The following is a 15,342-nucleotide window of genomic DNA, read 5'->3' as shown; positions in this document are numbered from 1 at the left end:
GCGCAGGGTCGAGGGACGTCAGCCCCAGGTGGCTCCGCCTGCGAGCCGCTTCGCGATCGCCTCATCGAGGGGGAGCGATTCTCCGTCGCGTCCCCCGCGACCGAGCTCGAGCGGCGGATCCGACGGCTCGAGCTGCGCCCCACGCAGTCGCGCGGTGAGTCCCCCCTGGACGGACATCACGTAGAACTCGCCGTCGGTGCCCGCGGCGACGCTGCGGTCGCGCTTGAGATACCACCCCTGGACGTTGGTGCGGTACAGGCCGCGGCCGTCGTAGCCGCGCGCCACGAGGGGCTCGGCGGGGATGCCGGCCTCGCCGGCCGCCCGCACGAAGTCCTGGATCATCCGGCCTGCACGCGCTGACTCGTGCGCGCGAGCGCGGTCCATCGCTGCGGCGCGTGCGAGCCGGGGATCCTCGTCCACGGCGGGAGTCAGGACTCCTCGGACGCGGCGGCGGCCGCAGCGGCCTCCTCGGCGTCGTGCTCGGCGGCGAGGCGCTGCGCGGCCGCGAGGTTGGACACGGGGTCGGCGCCGAGCAGGTTGCGCAGGTCGTCGAGGTAGCCGGTGATCGACTCGCGCTGACGGTTGAGCTCCTCGACCTCACGTGCGGCCATGGTGCGCTCGCGCTCGGAGTCGGAGACGGCCTCGGAGATGATCGTCTCGGCGTGCTCACGCGCGTCGGTGACGATCTCGTCGGCGTTGTTGCGGGCGTTGGTGAGCAGCGTCTGCGCGTGCGCTTCGGCCTCGCGTCGCACAACCTCGGCGCGCTCGATGGCGGCGCTGAGACGCTGCTCAGCCTCGTCCGCACGGACCCGTGCCTCATTGACCATCGCCTGGGTCTCGGCCTTGGCCTCCTCGTGGAGGCGGTTGAGCTCCTGCTCGCTGGCCTCGCGACGCTGGACGATCTCGAGCTGCAGGTCCTCGCGGGTGCGGCGTGCCTCTTCACGTGCCGACTCGGCGTCGGCGTGCGCCTCGGAGCGCAGCTGCGAGGTCTCGGCGGTGGCGGCGTCGACCAGGCGCTTCGCCTCGGCGCGCGCGGCGGAGAGGGCCGCCGCCGACTCCTCCTCGCTCTTGGCCTTGAGAGTGTTCGCCTCGTTGGTCGCGGACGTGACGATCGTGCGCGCCTGTGCCTCTGCGGCGGCGACGGTCTGGGCTGCCGACTCCTCGGCGGCCTCGAGAGCGGAGTCTGCGGCCGCGCGCGTCTGCACGTCGTGCTGGTCGGCTGCGGCACGGGTCTCGCGGTCGTAGGTCTGCGCCTGCGCGGCGATCTCGTTCGCCGCTGCGGTAGCCTCAGTGCGCACGCGGTCGGCGTAGGCGTCTGCCTCCTGGCGGGCCTGCTGCGAGTAGCGGTCGGCACCTGCGCGGGTGTCGCGCATGTAGGCGTCTGCGGCGGCCGAGGTCTCCTCGGCGTAGCGGTCCACGTCCGCGACAGTGGTCGCGCGGTACTGGTCCGCCTCCTTGGCGATCGCGGCGGCCTGCTCGTTCGCGGCACTGAGCGTGTCCGCCTTGTAGCGGTCGGCCTCGGCGGCCGTCGTCGCGCGGTACTCGTCGGCCTCGGCCGTCGTCGCCTTGCGGTACTCGTCGGCCTCGGCGCGCGTGGTGCGGTCGTACTCGTCGGTCTCCGCGCGGCGCGAGGCGAGCTCCGCCTCGAGCTCCTCGCGCGTCTCGCGGGCGTACACGTCCGCTTCGGAGCGCGTCGCCTTGGCGTAGGCGTCCGCCTCCTCGCGCACCGCCGCGATCTCCGCGTTGAGGGCATCACGGGACTCACGCGCGTAGGCGTCCGCCTCGGACCGCGTCTCCTTGCCGTACGCGTCAGCCTCGGTGCGGGCGGCAGCGATCTCGCGGTCCGCGGCCTCGCGCTGTGCTCCGAGTTCCGCCTCCACGGTGGAGCGCAGGCGAGCCGCCTCCTCGTTCGCGGCGCGCAGCGTCGACTGACCCTCGGCGCGCAGCGCGGCGGCCTCGTTGTCGGCGGAGTTGCGGACGTCGGCGATCTCAGCGTCGGCGGTCGCGCGCAGTTCGGCGATCTCCGTCTCGTGGCGGCTTCGCTCGGCGCGCGCGGCCTCGAGGATGGACTCGGCCTCGTCGCGCAGCGCCTTCGACTGCTCGGCGGCCTCGGTGCGCGTCGTCTCGGCCTCGGCACGGGCGGACTCGACGAGCTCGGTCGCCTCGCGCTGGCTCGTGACGCGCAGCTCGGTGACCTCGCGCTCCACGGTGGCGCGGAGCGTGTGCAACTCGCGGTCCACGCCGGCCTTGCGCTCGGCGGCGAGGCTCTCGGCCTCGGACGTGATGCGCTCGGCCTCGCGGCGGGCGCGTTCGGCGATCTCCCCGGCGTGGCGTTCGGCGGCCTCGCGGGTGCTTCCCGCGTCGTGCTCGGCCTGGGTGCGGACCTCGTCGGCCTCGCGGCGGCTCTGGGCCAGGATCTCGGCGACCTCATTGTCTGCGCGCGCTCGGATCTGCTGAGCGGCGACGGTGGCGCGTGCCACGGTGTCCTGCGCGTGCGTGTTCGCGCGCGCCACGACGTCCGAAGACTGCTCCTCGGCCGAGCGCAGCAACTGCTCGACGCGCGCGCCGAGCCCCTTGTAGGTCGGCTGCTCGGCCTCGCGGAGCTGGCGCGAGGCGTCCTCTGCCGCCTTGGCCGCGCTCGTCGCCTCGGTCTTCGCCGCGTCGGCCTGCTTGCGTGCCTGCGCGACCTCATCCTCGAGCCGAGCGATGTGGGCGGCGACCGCTTCGCGATCGAAGCCTCGCATCGTGATCGGGAAGGGGAGGTTTTCGTCGGCCATGGGGTCTCCTTCGAGGCGTGCGGGCGAGCCCGCGACCGTGGGGGTGGGATCGAGGCTCGACCCCCAGGGTAGTGGGCTCCGACATCGCGGACAAAGTGACGAGGTGCGTCGCTCGCGCGTTGTCTCCTACAGTGTTCTACAGATTGCAGGGAGGACAGACGTGAGATTGAGGACGATGGCGCTCGTCGCCGGGGCGCTCGGCATCGTGGTGCTGATCGTCGGGTTGGTTGCGCAGGCGCAGCGTCCGGAGGACACCGTCGAGGCGGTCGCGCAGGTGGACACCGCTGTGGTGGTGGTCCCGGCGGATATGGTCGCCTTCGCGCTGGAGTCCGACGGGCGAGTCGCTGTGGACGGCTCGGGCACCCTCGAGGCGTTCACCGCGCGACCCTCCGACCTCGACGCGTGGCTCGACGACAAGGAGTCCACGTACCTCACGGGACTGCCTACCTGGGAGGAGCTGACGACGGACGTCGCGGAGCCCGCGCCGGAGCCGTCTCCCACCGCGTCCCCGTCACCGTCAGCGGATCCCTCGCCCGAGCCGTCGGCGTCAGCCGAGCCCGAGGGCGAGGAGTTCGAGCAGCTGCTCGATACGTCGGACGACCTGTGGCGCGACAACTGGACGGGCCACGGCCGCGTCTCTGTCGGTGCCGCGCAGGTGCCCGTGGGCCTCGACCTCGTCGTGGTGAGCGCCGACGGTTCACCCCTGACCTCCGCTGAGCTGCGCCTCGACCGGGACATCAACGACGCGTGGGTGATGCCGCTCATCGTGTGGGGCGCGATCCTCAGCGCGGTAGGCCTCGTAGCGCTGCTGCTTCTGCTGATCGATGTGCGCCCGCTGCAGGCGCGCGGCGAGGAGTGGCTCGCGCACCGCCAGCGCATCGGCACGGGAGACTCGGGCGCCAAGCCCGGCTCGCGCCGCGCGCGCCGCATGGAGGGCGCCGCCGTGCCGGCCGTGGACCTCCCGGACGAGCCCGACGCAGCGGTCGCTCCTGGCGCGGACGCCGACGCCGAGGCGGCCAAGGATGGTCCGGAGGGCGAAGCCATGGACGAGCCCGACGCAGGGGACGGCTCCGACGCGGACGAGGACGAGGCCGCTGCCGGGGAGGCGGTCGACCCGTACGCACCGCGCACCGAGGACGAGGAGGGCGGACGATGAGACGCATGTTCACCGGCGCCGCCCTGGCAGCGGCAGGGGTGCTCGCGCTCGCGGCGTGCACCCCCGAGGTTCCCGAGCCCGTGACCGCTGGCGAGATGGAACTGCAGGCGGCCGTGATCCAGTCGCAGGCGGACTTCATCATCGAGGACACGTTCGCCGAGCTCGACGCAGCCGACGCGGCGCTTGACGCCGCGCTCCTCACCGACCGCGTCGGTGGACAGGTCAAGGCCACGCGAGAGGCTGAGTACAAGCTCAGGAAGGCGAACGGTGAGATCGCCCTCACCGACATCCCCTCCGAGATGCAGGCGACCTACGCCCCTGGCGGCGACGACTGGCCGCGCGTGCTCGTGATGGTCACCGCGCAGCCCGAGGACGATCTCACGCCGGTCGTGCTGATGTGGGTGCAGGATTCGGTGTTCGCGGACTACCAGCTGCGGGGATGGGCGCACATGGTGCCCGGCGCCACGCTGCCGGCCATGCCGGGCGAGACCACGGGCGTGACCGCGCTCGCGCTCGACTCGGACGCGGTCGAGCCGCCGCCGCAGACCGCGATCGAGAACTACCTGGAGCTGCTCCGCGGTGGACCGGAGGACGAGTTCGCGGGCGACTTCGGCGAGGACACGTACCGCGACCGACTCTTCGCTGCGCGCGACGCGCTGTCGAAGCAGGCCAAGGAGGCCGACGGCTCGTACGTCGACACGTTCAACCCGAGCTTCGATTCGACGTACGCGATCGCCACCGCCGAGGGCGGTGCGCTCGTGTTCGCCCCGCTCACGGTGAGCTCGGCGTTCACCGTAAAGGACGCCACGGTGTCGGTGCCCGACGGCGACAAGCCGCTCGCGAGCGGCGAGTTCGACGACAAGGTCACGCACACCTACGCTGACTTCCTTGTGATGCACATCCCACCGACCGGCAGCGAAGCGCTGCCGACCGTCGTCGCTGCGGACCACCGCCTCGTCAAGGTGTCCGCGGGCTGACGCTGACGATCCCCACGGAGGAGAGATGACACAGGGCCATCTGCCCGATGCGGCGCTGCGCGGCGCCGTCGACCTGGGCGCGCTCGCGCGCGCCCGTGAGAACGAGAAGGCGGCGCAGGAGCGCGCTGCGAGCGGCGCTCCCGCGTCGATCCAGGTGACGGAGGCGTCCCTGCAGTCGCTCGCGGAGCAGTCGATGCGCACGCCGATCGTGATCGTCTTCACGTCCGCGCAGGCGCCCGCGAGCGACGCGCTTGCGGACCTCGTGGCACGCCTCGCCCCGGAGTTCGGCCTGGTGGCCGCGCGGTGCGACGTGGATGCCGAGCAGGGAATCGCGCAGGCGTTCCAGATTCAGGCGGTGCCCGCGGCGATGGCCCTGATCGGCGCGAGGCCTGCGCCGCTGTTCCAGGGCAGTGCCTCTGAGGAGCAGCTGCGCGACGTGTTCACGCAGGTGTCGGACGTCGCACGCCAGGCAGGGTTGGACGTCGCCGGCGCGGCTCCCGCAGATGGCGCGCAAGGGGAGGCCGAGCCGGCGCCCGAGCCGCTGCCGCCGCTGCACCAGGAGGCCTACGACGCGATCGAGCGCGGGGACATGGATGCCGCGGTCGCGGCGTACGAGCAGGCGCTCAAGGAGAACCCGAAAGACGCCGACGCGCGCGCTGGGCGCGCCCAAGTGCTCCTGATGGGGCGCACTGCCGCGGTCGACCCGCAGGCGGTCCGCACGGCCGCGGCCGACGCGCCCGGTGACGTCGCGGCACAGCTTGCGGTCGCGGACCTGGATGTGTTGGGCGGCCAGATCGAGGACGCGTTCGCGCGCCTGGTCGAGGTGGGAGCGACGGTGTTCGGTGACGACCGCGAGGCCGTGCGCACGCGCCTGGTCGAGCTGTTCGACGTGGTGGGCGCGGAGGATCCTCGAGTAATCCAGGCGCGCCGCTCGCTCGCCGCGCTGCTGTACTGACGCGCGCGCCGCGTCGGGCGCGCTGCCGTCAGGACGCGGGCTTGAGGATCACCGCGCCGAGAGGCGGCACGCGGATGTCCGCGCAATGCTGCCAGCCGCGGTGGCTCACGCTCTGCGTCTCCACGCGTCCGAGGTTGCCCACGCCCGAACCGCCGTAAGCCTCGGCGTCGGTGTTGAGGACCTCGTCCCACGCGCCGCCGCGGGGCAGGCCGAGGCGGTAGCCCTCGTGCGGCACGCCCGCGAAGTTGATGATCACCGCGACCGGTGAGCCCGCGTCGTCGAAGCGGAGGAAGGACAGGACGTTGTGATCGGCGTCGTCGGCGTCGATCCACTGGAAGCCCGCGGGCTCGCTGTCGCGCTGCCACAGCGCGGGGGTGGCCCGGTACAGCGCGTTGAGATCGCGCAGCATGTCCTTGATGCCGCGGTGCATCTCGTCGTCGAGGTGCCACCAGTCGAGCGAGCGTCCCTCTGACCACTCGGCGGACTGTCCGAACTCCTGGCCCATGAACAGCAGCTGCTTGCCGGGGTGGGTCCACTGGTATGCGTACAGGGCGCGCACGCCCGCGGCGCGCTGCCAGTGGTCGCCGGGCATGCGTCCGTAGATCGATCCCTTGCCATGCACGACCTCGTCGTGGCTGAGGGGGAGTGTGAAGTGCTCCGAGAACGCGTACATGAGTGAGAACGTGAGGGTGTGGTGGTGGTACGAGCGATGCACCGGCGCCTCGGAGATGTAGCGGAGGGTGTCGTTCATCCAGCCCATGTTCCATTTGAGCCCGAAGCCGAGCCCGCCCTGGTTCGTCGGGGCCGTGACGCCGGGCCATGCGGTGGACTCCTCGGCGACCATGACGATGCCGGGCGCGGTCCTGTAGCAGGTGGCGTTCGTCTCCTGCAGGAATGTGATCGCGTCGAGGTTCTCGCGCCCGCCGTGGACGTTGGGTCGCCATTGCCCCGCCTGGCGCGAGTAGTCGAGGTACAGCATCGAGGCGACGGCATCGACGCGCAGGCCGTCGGCGTGGAACTCGGTCAGCCAGTAGAGCGCGTTCGCGACGAGGAAGTTGCGCACCTCGGCACGGCCGTAGTCGAAGATGTACGTGCCCCACTCGGGCTGCTCGCCGCGCAGCGGGTCAGGGTGCTCGTACAGGGGAGTGCCGTCGAAGCGCCCGAGCGCCCACTCGTCCTTGGGGAAGTGGCCGGGCACCCAGTCGAGCAGCACGCCGATGCCGGCCTGGTGCAGCCGGTCGATGAGGTAGCGGAGGTCATCCGGTGAGCCGAACCTGGCCGAGGGCGCGTAGTAGCCGGAGACCTGGTAGCCCCACGAGCCGCCGAACGGGTGCTCCATGACGGGCATCATCTCGACGTGCGTGAATCCCATCTCGGTCACGTACGCGACGAGCTCCTCCGCGAGCTCGCGATAGCCGAGGCCCTGCTTCCACGAGCCCAGGTGCACCTCGTACACGCTCATGGCCGAGCGGTGCGGCTCCGAGGAGGCGCGTGCGGCCATCCAGGTGCTGTCGTCCCACGCGTACTCGCTCGACGTGACGATGGAGGCGGTCTGCGGCGGCACCTCGGTGCGGCGTGCCATGGGATCGGCCTTCTGGCGCCACTGGCCGTCGCGGCCCAGGATCTCGAACTTGTAGGCCGCGCCGTCGCCCACGTCGGGGATGAACAGCTCCCACAGGCCGGAGGACCCGAGCGAGCGCATCGCGTGGTGGCGTCCCTGCCAGTGGTTGAAGGTGCCGACGACGCGCACCGCGCGCGCATTGGGCGCCCACACCGCGAACGACGTGCCGTGTACGTCGCCCAGCACCGAGGGGAACGTGCGCACGTTCGCTCCGAGCACGTCCCACAGGCGCTCGTGGCGCCCCTCGCGGATGAGGTGCTGGTCGAGCTCGCCCACCGTGGGAAGGAACCGGTAGGGATCGTCCTGGCGCTGGGGTTCGCCGTCGTACGCGACGTGCACCCGGTAGTCGGGCGGCTCGGTGCCGGGGAGCGTCACGACCCACACGCCCTCCAGCTCATGCGCCGCCTCGAACGTGCCTTCGAGCGTCTCGACGCTCACGCTCGTCGCGAGCGGGCGCAGCACGCGCACGGTGACGCCCTCGTCGCTGACGTGGGGTCCCAGGAGCGCGTGCGGGTCGTGGTGGCTTCCGTGCGCGATCGCGAGCAGCAGGTCCTTGTCGTGGCCCTTAGGCATGGTGCGCTCCCCTCGGCGCGGGGCGTGGGCGCCCCGCGGTCGACGTGTGGACGATGGTCATGCGTGCCTCACCGCGGCCACGTGCGTGAGCGACGTGGCCGGGTCGAGTCGGACGTAGAAGTCGCGGCCCCACGTGTAGGTGGCGCCGGTGATGGCGTCGTCGACGAGAATGCGGGCATCGGGGTCGAGCCCGAGCTTCTCCAGGTCCAGCGTCACGACGCCGGACTCGATGGCATGGGCGTTGAGCGACGCGATCACGATGACGGTATCTGGCTTGCCGGTGGGTGACTCGTGCGCGTCGAGGTGGCGCGTGAAGCACAGGATGCGCTCGTTGCTCGTGGGGTGCACGGTGAGTCCGCGCAGTCGCTGCAGCGCCGGGTGGGCCGCGCGCGTGCGGTTCAGGGTCGTCAGCAGCGAGGCGATTCCGTGCACATCCGCGTGGTGCCAGTCGCGCGGCTTGTACTCGTACTTCTCGTTGTCGATCTGCTCCTCGACTCCCGGCCGGGGCACGTTCTCGACGAACTCGTAGCCCGTGTAGATGCCGTAGCTGGGCGACCCCGTGGCCGCGAGCACCGCGCGTGCCTTGTACAGGGGCGCGCCGCCCGCCTGCATGTCGGGGGTGAGGATGTCGTGCGTGGTGGGCCAGAAGTTGGGCCGCATGTAGAACGAGCCGTTGCCGGAGACCTCCTCGAGGTACTCGCCCAGCTCCTCGGCGGTCTGCCTCCACGTGAAGTACGTGTAGCTCTGGTGGAAGCCGACCTTCGCGAGCGTGTGCATCATCGGCGGGCGCGTGAAGGCCTCGGAGAGGAAGATCACCTCGGGGTGGTCCTGCGCGATGTCGCCGAGCAGCCGCTCCCAGAACGGCAGGGGCTTGGTGTGCGGGTTGTCGACGCGGAAGAGCGTCACGCCCGCGTCGATCCACACCTGCAGCACCTCGCGGATCGCCTCTCGCAGCCCGTCGGGATCGTTGTCGAAGTACAGGGGGTGGATGTCCTCGTACTTCTTGGGCGGGTTCTCGGCGTACGCGATCGAGCCGTCGGCGCGCACCTTGAACCACTCGGGGTGCTCCTTGACCCACGGGTGGTCGGGCGAGCACTGGAGCGCCACGTCGAGCGCGACCTCCAGGCCCAGGTCGTTGGCCTTCTTCACGAAGTTCTTGAACTGGCGCATCGTGCCCAGGTCGGGATGGATGGCATCGTGCCCGCCGGCCTCGCTGCCGATCGCGTAGGGGCTTCCGGGATCTCCCGGCTCCGCCTGGAGCGAGTTGTTGCGCCCCTTGCGATGCGTCATGCCGATGGGGTGGATCGGCGTGAGGTAGACGACGTCGAAGCCCATCTCGGCGATCGCGGGCAGCCGCTTGGACGCGGTGAGGAACGTGCCCGACGTCCACTCGCCTGTGCGCTTGTCCTGCCGCGCCCCCTCGGACCGGGGGAAGATCTCGTACCACGCGCTGTACAGGGCGCGTTCGCGCTGCACGACGATGGGGTACTCGCGGGACGGCGAGACGCCGTCCCGGATCGGGTGCGCGTCGAGCACGGCGAGCACCGCGTCGGACGTGGCGGCCGCGTACGCCTCGGAGGGGGTGAGGTCGCCGGGCGCGAGCGCCGTGGCGGCCCGGGCGAGGATGTCGCGCTGGCGCGTAGTGAGCGCCTTGTCCGCCATCGCACGCGTCAGCAGTGCGGCGCCCTCCTCGAGCATGAGCGAGACGTCCACGCCTGCCGGGATCTTCTTGCCGGCGGCGTCGGCCCACGTGCCGAACGGGTCGGCCCAGCCCTCGACGCGGAACGTGTAGCGCCCCTCGGCCTTGGGCAGCCACGTCGCCTCAAAGATCGCCAGTCCGTGGTTGACCTCGCGCATGGGGAGGCGCTGGGACCTGCCCGACTCGGGCGTGATGACCGCGGTGGCGCCGACCGAGTCGTGGCCCTCGATGAACACGGTCGCGGTGATGGGGACGGCCTCGCCGACCACCGCGCGGGCGCTCCAGCGCCCCTCCTCGAGCGACGGACTGACATCCACCACGGGGATGCGTCCGATGGACGGGTCGCCTGTTGCTGGCATGTTCCGAACCTACCGCTGATCGCGTTGCGAGGGTAACGCTCGCGCGGCGCGCTCAGGCCTGCCGGGAGAGGTACAGCCGCAGCGACATGGGCTCCACGGTGAGCGTCGTGCCCGGTGCGACGAGGTCGTCTTCGAGGTCGTCGACGCTCTCGGCGGCGCTGTCCCACGCGAGCACCCACGGCCGGCCCTCATCCTGCGGGATCGTGATCTCCGCGTCGGCGCGGGACCCGTTGACGATGACAAGCGCGTCGGCCTCGCCTTCCTGCGACAGCGAGCGCATGAACTGGACGGTGCGGGTGCCTGGGTCCTCCCACCAGTCCTCGTTCTCGTGGCTGCCGTCGGCCTGGAACCAGGCCGAGTCGATGCGGAACAGGGCGTCGGTCGGGTCGCGGTCGATGCCGTCGTAGAACCCGCGGGGGCGCAGCACCCTGTTTTCCAGGCGCAGCCGGATGAGGTGCGCGATCGAGCGGCGCAGTTCCTCCTGCCACGGCTCCAGGTCCCAGTCGAACCAGCTGAGCGTGTTGTCCTGGCAGTAGGCGTTGTTGTTGCCGCGCTGCGTGCGCCCGATCTCGTCGCCGCCCAGCAGCATCGGGGTGCCCGCGGCGAGCAGCGTCGTGCCGAGCAGGTTGCGGATCGAGCGACGGCGCAGCGCGAGCACCTCGGGGTCGTCGGTCTCACCCTCGACGCCGTGGTTGTACGACCGGTTGTTGTCGGTGCCGTCGCGGTTGTCCTCGCCGTTGGCCTCGTTGTGCTTGTGGTTGTACGCGGTGAGGTCGTGAGCGGTGAAGCCGTCGTGAGCCGTCACGAAGTTGATCGAGGCGATGCAGCCGCGCATGCCCCACGGTTCGGAGCGGGAGAAGAGGTCTGAGGAGCCGGCCAGGCGTGTGGCGAGCTCGGGTGCGGTGGGGTGATGGCGTCGGCCCTGGGCCCCCACGCCCGAGGTGAGCCAGAAGGCGCGCGCGTAGTCGCGGAAGCGATCGTTCCACTCGGAGAAGGGCTGCGGGAAGTTGCCGACTTGCCAGCCGCCGAGCCCCACGTCCCACGGCTCCGCGATGAGCTTCACCCCGCCGAGCACGGGGTCGGTGATGAGGCCCACCAGGAACGGGTGGTCCGGGGAGAAGCCGCTGCTGTTCCGGCCCAGCGTCGCGGCGAGGTCGAAGCGGAAGCCGTCCACGCCCATCTCCGTGACCCAGTAGCGCAACGAGTCGAGCGCCATCTGCGTGACGCGCGGGTGGCCGAAGTCGAGCGTGTTCCCCGTGCCTGTCACGTCGTCGTAGTGCTGGGGTGCGTGGGGCTGGTTGCGGTAGTACGTGAGGTTGTCGAGCCCCCGCCAGCTCAGCACGCGGTCGCCCCAGCCGCCTTCCGCGGTGTGGTTGTAGACCACGTCCAGGATGACCTCGAGGCCCGCCTGGTGCAGCAGGTCGACCATGCCGCAGAACTCGTCCTGCACGGCCTGCGCGCCGGCCTCGCGTGCGGCCGCCGTCGCGTATGCGGCGTGCGGCGCGAAGAAGCTCATCGTCGAGTAGCCCCAGTAGTTGCTGAGGCCCTCGCGCTCGAGGTGCGGCTCGTCGGCGAACGCGTGCACGGGCAGCAGCTCGACGCTGGTGACGCCCAGATCCTTGAGGTACTGCACCGCGGCGGGGTGCGCGAGCCCGGCATACGTGCCGCGCAGCTCCTCCGGCACGCCCGGCATCGTCTGGGTGAAGCCCTTGACGTGCACCTCGTAGATGACGGAGTCCTCGAACGGCACATGCGGGAGCGGGGTCTGCCATTCGCCCGAGGGCGGCGCGGTCACCACCGAGCGCGGCATGAAGGGCGCCGTATCCACGTCGGTGCGGTTGGACAGCAGCGCCTTGCCGCCCGGCTCGTTCGCCCGCGCGAGGCGCCCCTCGACCCCACGCCCATAGGGATCGAGCAGCAGTTTGTGCGGGTTGTACCGGTGACCCTTGCGCGGCTGCCACGGCCCGGTCGCGCGGAAGCCGTAGTGCGCGCCCTGTTCGATGCCGGGCACGTACGCGTGCCACAGTCCGTGGTGAGGCCCGTGCAGCGGATACCGAGTCTCGGAGCCGTCGGCGTTGAAGACGCAGAAGTGCAGCGCGGTCGCGTGCGCAGCCATCACGCCGACGGTGACGCCGCCGTCCACGAGGTGGACTCCCAGGCGGTGCGGCGTCGGGGACGGCGCGGTGTGAGGCGGGGGGACGATGCTCATGCGCCCATTATCGTCGCGTTCGCAGTGATCGCCCCTGGCCCGTGTCGCGCGTGCCCGACGGCGCGGCGCCTCGGACGCCCCCACGGGCATGCGGCGAGGTGCCCCGCGCGCGACTACGCTGGAAACCATGCGCATCCTGGTCACGGTCAAGTTCACGCCTGATCTTCAGTCCCAGCGTTCCTTCACCGACGGCAGCGTCACCCGCACGGCTGACGACGGCTCGATGAACGAGCTCGACGAGAACGCCGTCGAGGCTGCCCTGCAGCTGGTCGAGGCGGCGGGGGAGGGCGAGGTCTACGCACTCACCGTCGGCGGGCCCGACGCGGTGGCCGCGGTCCGCAAGGCCCTCCAGTTGGGCGCACACCACGCCATCCACGTCACCGACGAGGAGGTCGCCGGCGCCGACGTGTTCGGCACCGCGAAGGTGCTCGCCGCCGCGATCCGTAAGGTCCACGACGAGACTCCTCTGGACCTGGTGATCACGGGCATGGCGGCGCTCGACGGCCTCACCTCGATGCTCCCCACCGCGCTCGCGGCTGACCTGGGCTGGGCGCAGCTGACGCTCGCCTCTGAGCTGACGGTGGCGGACGGCACCGCGACCATCGTGCGCCACATGCCCGACGCGCACGAGACCGTCTCCGCAGCACTGCCTGCGCTCGTCTCGGTCACGGACGAGGCGAACAAGCCTCGCTACCCCAACTTCAAGCTGATCATGGCGGCGCGCAAGGCCCCCGTGGCGCAGTGGTCGCTCGCCGACATCGGCGTCGACGGTGCATCCGTCGGCGCGATCGCCGCGCGCACCACGGTGGTCGAGGCCGCGCCGCGACCACCGCGCGAGGATCGCCGCGTCGTCACGGACACCGGGGAGGGCGGCAAGGTGCTTGCCGACTTCCTCATCGAGAGGGGGCTCGCATGACCACGGTCGCAGTTCTCGTCGAGCAGCGGGACGGCGCGGTCGCCCGCCCGACGCTGGAGACGCTCACGCTCGCACGCTCGCTGGGGACCCCGGTCGCCGTGTGGATCGGCGCCGAACCCGGCGCCGAGGCTCTCGCCCACTTGGGTGCCCACGGCGCGACCGAGGTGCGCCACCTCGACGCAGGCGATGCCGGACGTCTCCCGAAGGTGCGGGCCGCCGCGCTGGGCGCCGCCGCGTCGGACGCGGACGTGGTCCTCGTGACGTCGACCTTCCTCAACAAGGAGGTCGCGACGCTGCTCGCGCTCGAGACCGGTGCGGGCGTCGTCGTCGACGCCGCCGGCGCCGAGATCGTGGACGGCCGCGTCGAGACCACGCAGACAGTGTTCGCCGCGACGTGGAACGTGCGCACGCGCATCAACGCGGAGCGCGCGATCGTGGGGCTGCGCCCCAACACCACGCAGGCCGCGGCTCTCGACGAGCCGGCGGCGGCCACGCCCAAGACGGTGATCTTCGAAGCGCCCGAGACGCCTGAGACCCTCGTGTCCGTGGAGCCCGTGCCGCAGGCCGAAGGCGTGCCGCTGGCGGAGGCTCCCGTGGTGGTGTCGGGAGGTCGCGGCACGAACGGCGATTACGCGCTGGTGCGCGAGCTCGCGGACGTGCTGGGCGGGGCGGTCGGCGCCTCGCGCGATGCCACTGACGAGGGCTGGATCTCGCACGAGCACATGGTGGGCCAGACGGGCACGACCGTCACGCCAGCGCTCTATGTCGCGTGCGGCATCTCCGGCGCGGTGCACCACCGCGGTGGCATGCAGGCCTCCGGCACGATCGTCGCCGTCAACATCGACCCCGACGCCCCGATCTTCGAGATCGCGGACCTGGGCGTGGTGGGCGACCTGAACGATGTGCTCCCGCAGGCCATCGCGGCGCTCAAGGAGGCGCGCGGGGCCTGATCGCGGGGCAGGTCGCTTCGCCCGAAGGATGTGAGCGCGACCATCGTTCCTCCAGGTGAGACCTCGCGTCGCGCGGCGTACGCTCGAAGGTGAGGGCCCTGCATCGGGGGACCGAGCGGGCCCCGCGAGCACCGGGGCGGCGATGGCGCCGAGACCCGGGGGAGGCGAGGTAGCCATGGCCAGGCAGGCGGAGTACACCAAGCCCTTCGAGCCCACGGAGGAGTGGGCGCGATTCGGCCCGTGGATCGACCGTGTCACGCGGCCCGAGGACGTGCCGCCGCTGTTCCGCGGCGCTGACCTCGATCTCGACGGAGCATCGCTCGTCCTCAAGGTGCCACGCGACATCGCGCACCGCGACGCCAAGCCGGACATGGATCTGTACGACCACCTCGTCGTGATCGACGACGACGGGATCGAGGTCCTCACGCGGCACGGCAGTCCCGACTCGCGTGTCGAGGATCGCGAGCGCGGATACGAGACCGAGCGGATCGGTCTGGCCGAACTGGTCGCGCTGCACGACGCAGTCAACCTCTTGCATGGACGCGTCACGCTGTACGCCGCAGATGGGCGGACCATCAGGATGCGCCACTCGGGCTCGCCGCGCGGAGGCGTCGGCCAGCTCATCGATGCGGTCCGCGACGTCTTCGAGCGGCGCGAGCCGAGCACGTGGGGTCGGGGGATCCTCGCGAAGACGGCGGGGGTCGAGGCCGATCTCACGCCGCTCGAGCGCAAGGGCGACCTGGGCCTCGTGGGTGATCTGCATGACCTGCGCGCCGAGCACAGGGGAGTGACGCCCTGGGCGTGCCACCGCAGCCGCCGCGTGTGGCCGGGCGGGTCCGGGCTGTCCGGCATGGTCGAGCGTGCGCAGCACGTCGTGGCGCCGGTGACGCTCCAGGGAGGGATCCTGGCGGGGGACGAGCGGGTGCTCGAGGTGCTCGGCCGTCACGCGTGGCTGACGCGCGGGTCCGTGCCGACGCTGTCGTCGTCTCGCCTGACGCTTCCGCTCGCTGCGGTGGACGGCATCGAGGTCGAGCCCGACGGTCGCTACCCGGACGCTGTGCGCGTGCGGTTCCGTGCCGGCGGGAGTGCGTTGCCGATCGTGGTGCCGAGCGACTCGCCGATGCTCGCGCTCCTGCAATGACTCTCGGTG

11 protein-coding genes are annotated in these 15,342 nt (G+C 71.4%); 6 read left to right on the top strand and 5 right to left on the bottom strand.

What is annotated here, in order from left to right:
- Window positions 1-18 precede the first annotated feature (18 nt).
- Together B7K21_RS03990 and B7K21_RS03985 are read right to left on the bottom strand one after the other, a co-directional pair.
- Window positions 19-420 carry a hypothetical protein gene (locus B7K21_RS03990; RefSeq protein ID WP_200806234.1) on the bottom strand — a complete coding sequence of 134 codons (402 nt, stop codon included), beginning with the start codon at window positions 418-420 and terminating at the stop codon, window positions 19-21.
- 8 nt (window positions 421-428) lie between these two features.
- A complete protein-coding gene (locus tag B7K21_RS03985; protein ID WP_084073920.1) occupies window positions 429-2,777 on the bottom strand; it encodes a hypothetical protein in 2,349 nt (782 codons plus the stop codon).
- 160 nt (window positions 2,778-2,937) lie between these two features.
- Here B7K21_RS03985 and B7K21_RS03980 point away from each other — a divergent pair, with 160 nt between their 5' ends.
- From B7K21_RS03980 to B7K21_RS03970, 3 genes are read left to right on the top strand one after another with little or no spacing between them, the layout of a single operon-like run.
- The gene (locus tag B7K21_RS03980; RefSeq protein ID WP_144016051.1) at window positions 2,938-3,933 is read left to right on the top strand and encodes a hypothetical protein; all 996 of its coding nucleotides are present in this window, start codon (window positions 2,938-2,940) and stop codon (window positions 3,931-3,933) included.
- Window positions 3,930-4,910, top strand: coding sequence for a hypothetical protein (locus tag B7K21_RS03975; protein WP_144016050.1), 981 nt, complete (start codon window positions 3,930-3,932; stop codon window positions 4,908-4,910). The genes B7K21_RS03980 and B7K21_RS03975 overlap by 4 nt, the downstream gene beginning before the upstream one ends.
- A gap of 25 nt (window positions 4,911-4,935) precedes the next feature.
- A complete protein-coding gene (locus B7K21_RS03970; RefSeq protein WP_084073917.1) occupies window positions 4,936-5,865 on the top strand; it encodes a tetratricopeptide repeat protein in 930 nt (309 codons plus the stop codon).
- A 28-nt stretch (window positions 5,866-5,893) separates the two neighbouring features.
- Here B7K21_RS03970 and glgB read toward each other — a convergent pair whose 3' ends face one another.
- Genes glgB through glgX form a run of 3 tightly spaced genes read right to left on the bottom strand, consistent with a single transcriptional unit; the run spans window position 5,894 to window position 12,326 of the window.
- On the bottom strand, window positions 5,894-8,059 hold the full coding sequence (gene glgB / locus B7K21_RS03965; protein WP_084073916.1) for a 1,4-alpha-glucan branching protein GlgB: 2,166 nt from the start codon (window positions 8,057-8,059) through the stop codon (window positions 5,894-5,896).
- Between the two features lie 57 nt (window positions 8,060-8,116).
- On the bottom strand, window positions 8,117-10,117 hold the full coding sequence (locus B7K21_RS03960) for an alpha-1,4-glucan--maltose-1-phosphate maltosyltransferase (RefSeq protein ID WP_084073915.1): 2,001 nt from the start codon (window positions 10,115-10,117) through the stop codon (window positions 8,117-8,119).
- 52 nt (window positions 10,118-10,169) lie between these two features.
- Window positions 10,170-12,326 carry a glycogen debranching protein GlgX gene (gene glgX / locus B7K21_RS03955; protein WP_084073914.1) on the bottom strand — a complete coding sequence of 719 codons (2,157 nt, stop codon included), beginning with the start codon at window positions 12,324-12,326 and terminating at the stop codon, window positions 10,170-10,172.
- Window positions 12,327-12,453: 127 nt separating this feature from the next.
- On the opposite strand from glgX, the gene B7K21_RS03950 reads away from it, so the two are divergent.
- The 3 genes from B7K21_RS03950 to B7K21_RS03940 all read left to right on the top strand — a co-directional run bounded on the left by B7K21_RS03950 (window position 12,454) and on the right by B7K21_RS03940 (window position 15,333).
- Window positions 12,454-13,242 (top strand): electron transfer flavoprotein subunit beta/FixA family protein, encoded by a 789-nt coding sequence (locus tag B7K21_RS03950; protein WP_084073913.1) that lies wholly within the window; start codon window positions 12,454-12,456, stop codon window positions 13,240-13,242.
- The gene (locus B7K21_RS03945; protein WP_084073912.1) at window positions 13,239-14,192 is read left to right on the top strand and encodes an electron transfer flavoprotein subunit alpha/FixB family protein; all 954 of its coding nucleotides are present in this window, start codon (window positions 13,239-13,241) and stop codon (window positions 14,190-14,192) included. Before B7K21_RS03950 ends, B7K21_RS03945 begins: the two co-directional genes overlap by 4 nt.
- 175 nt (window positions 14,193-14,367) lie before the next feature.
- Window positions 14,368-15,333, top strand: a complete 966-nt coding sequence (locus tag B7K21_RS03940; RefSeq protein WP_084073911.1) for a hypothetical protein — start codon at window positions 14,368-14,370, stop codon at window positions 15,331-15,333.
- Window positions 15,334-15,342 lie beyond the last annotated feature (9 nt).

This window comes from Demequina sp. NBRC 110052 (genome assembly GCF_002090075.1).
In the GTDB taxonomy this organism is placed as follows: domain Bacteria; phylum Actinomycetota; class Actinomycetes; order Actinomycetales; family Demequinaceae; genus Demequina.
This window is presented reverse-complemented; position numbering and strand designations above follow the sequence as displayed.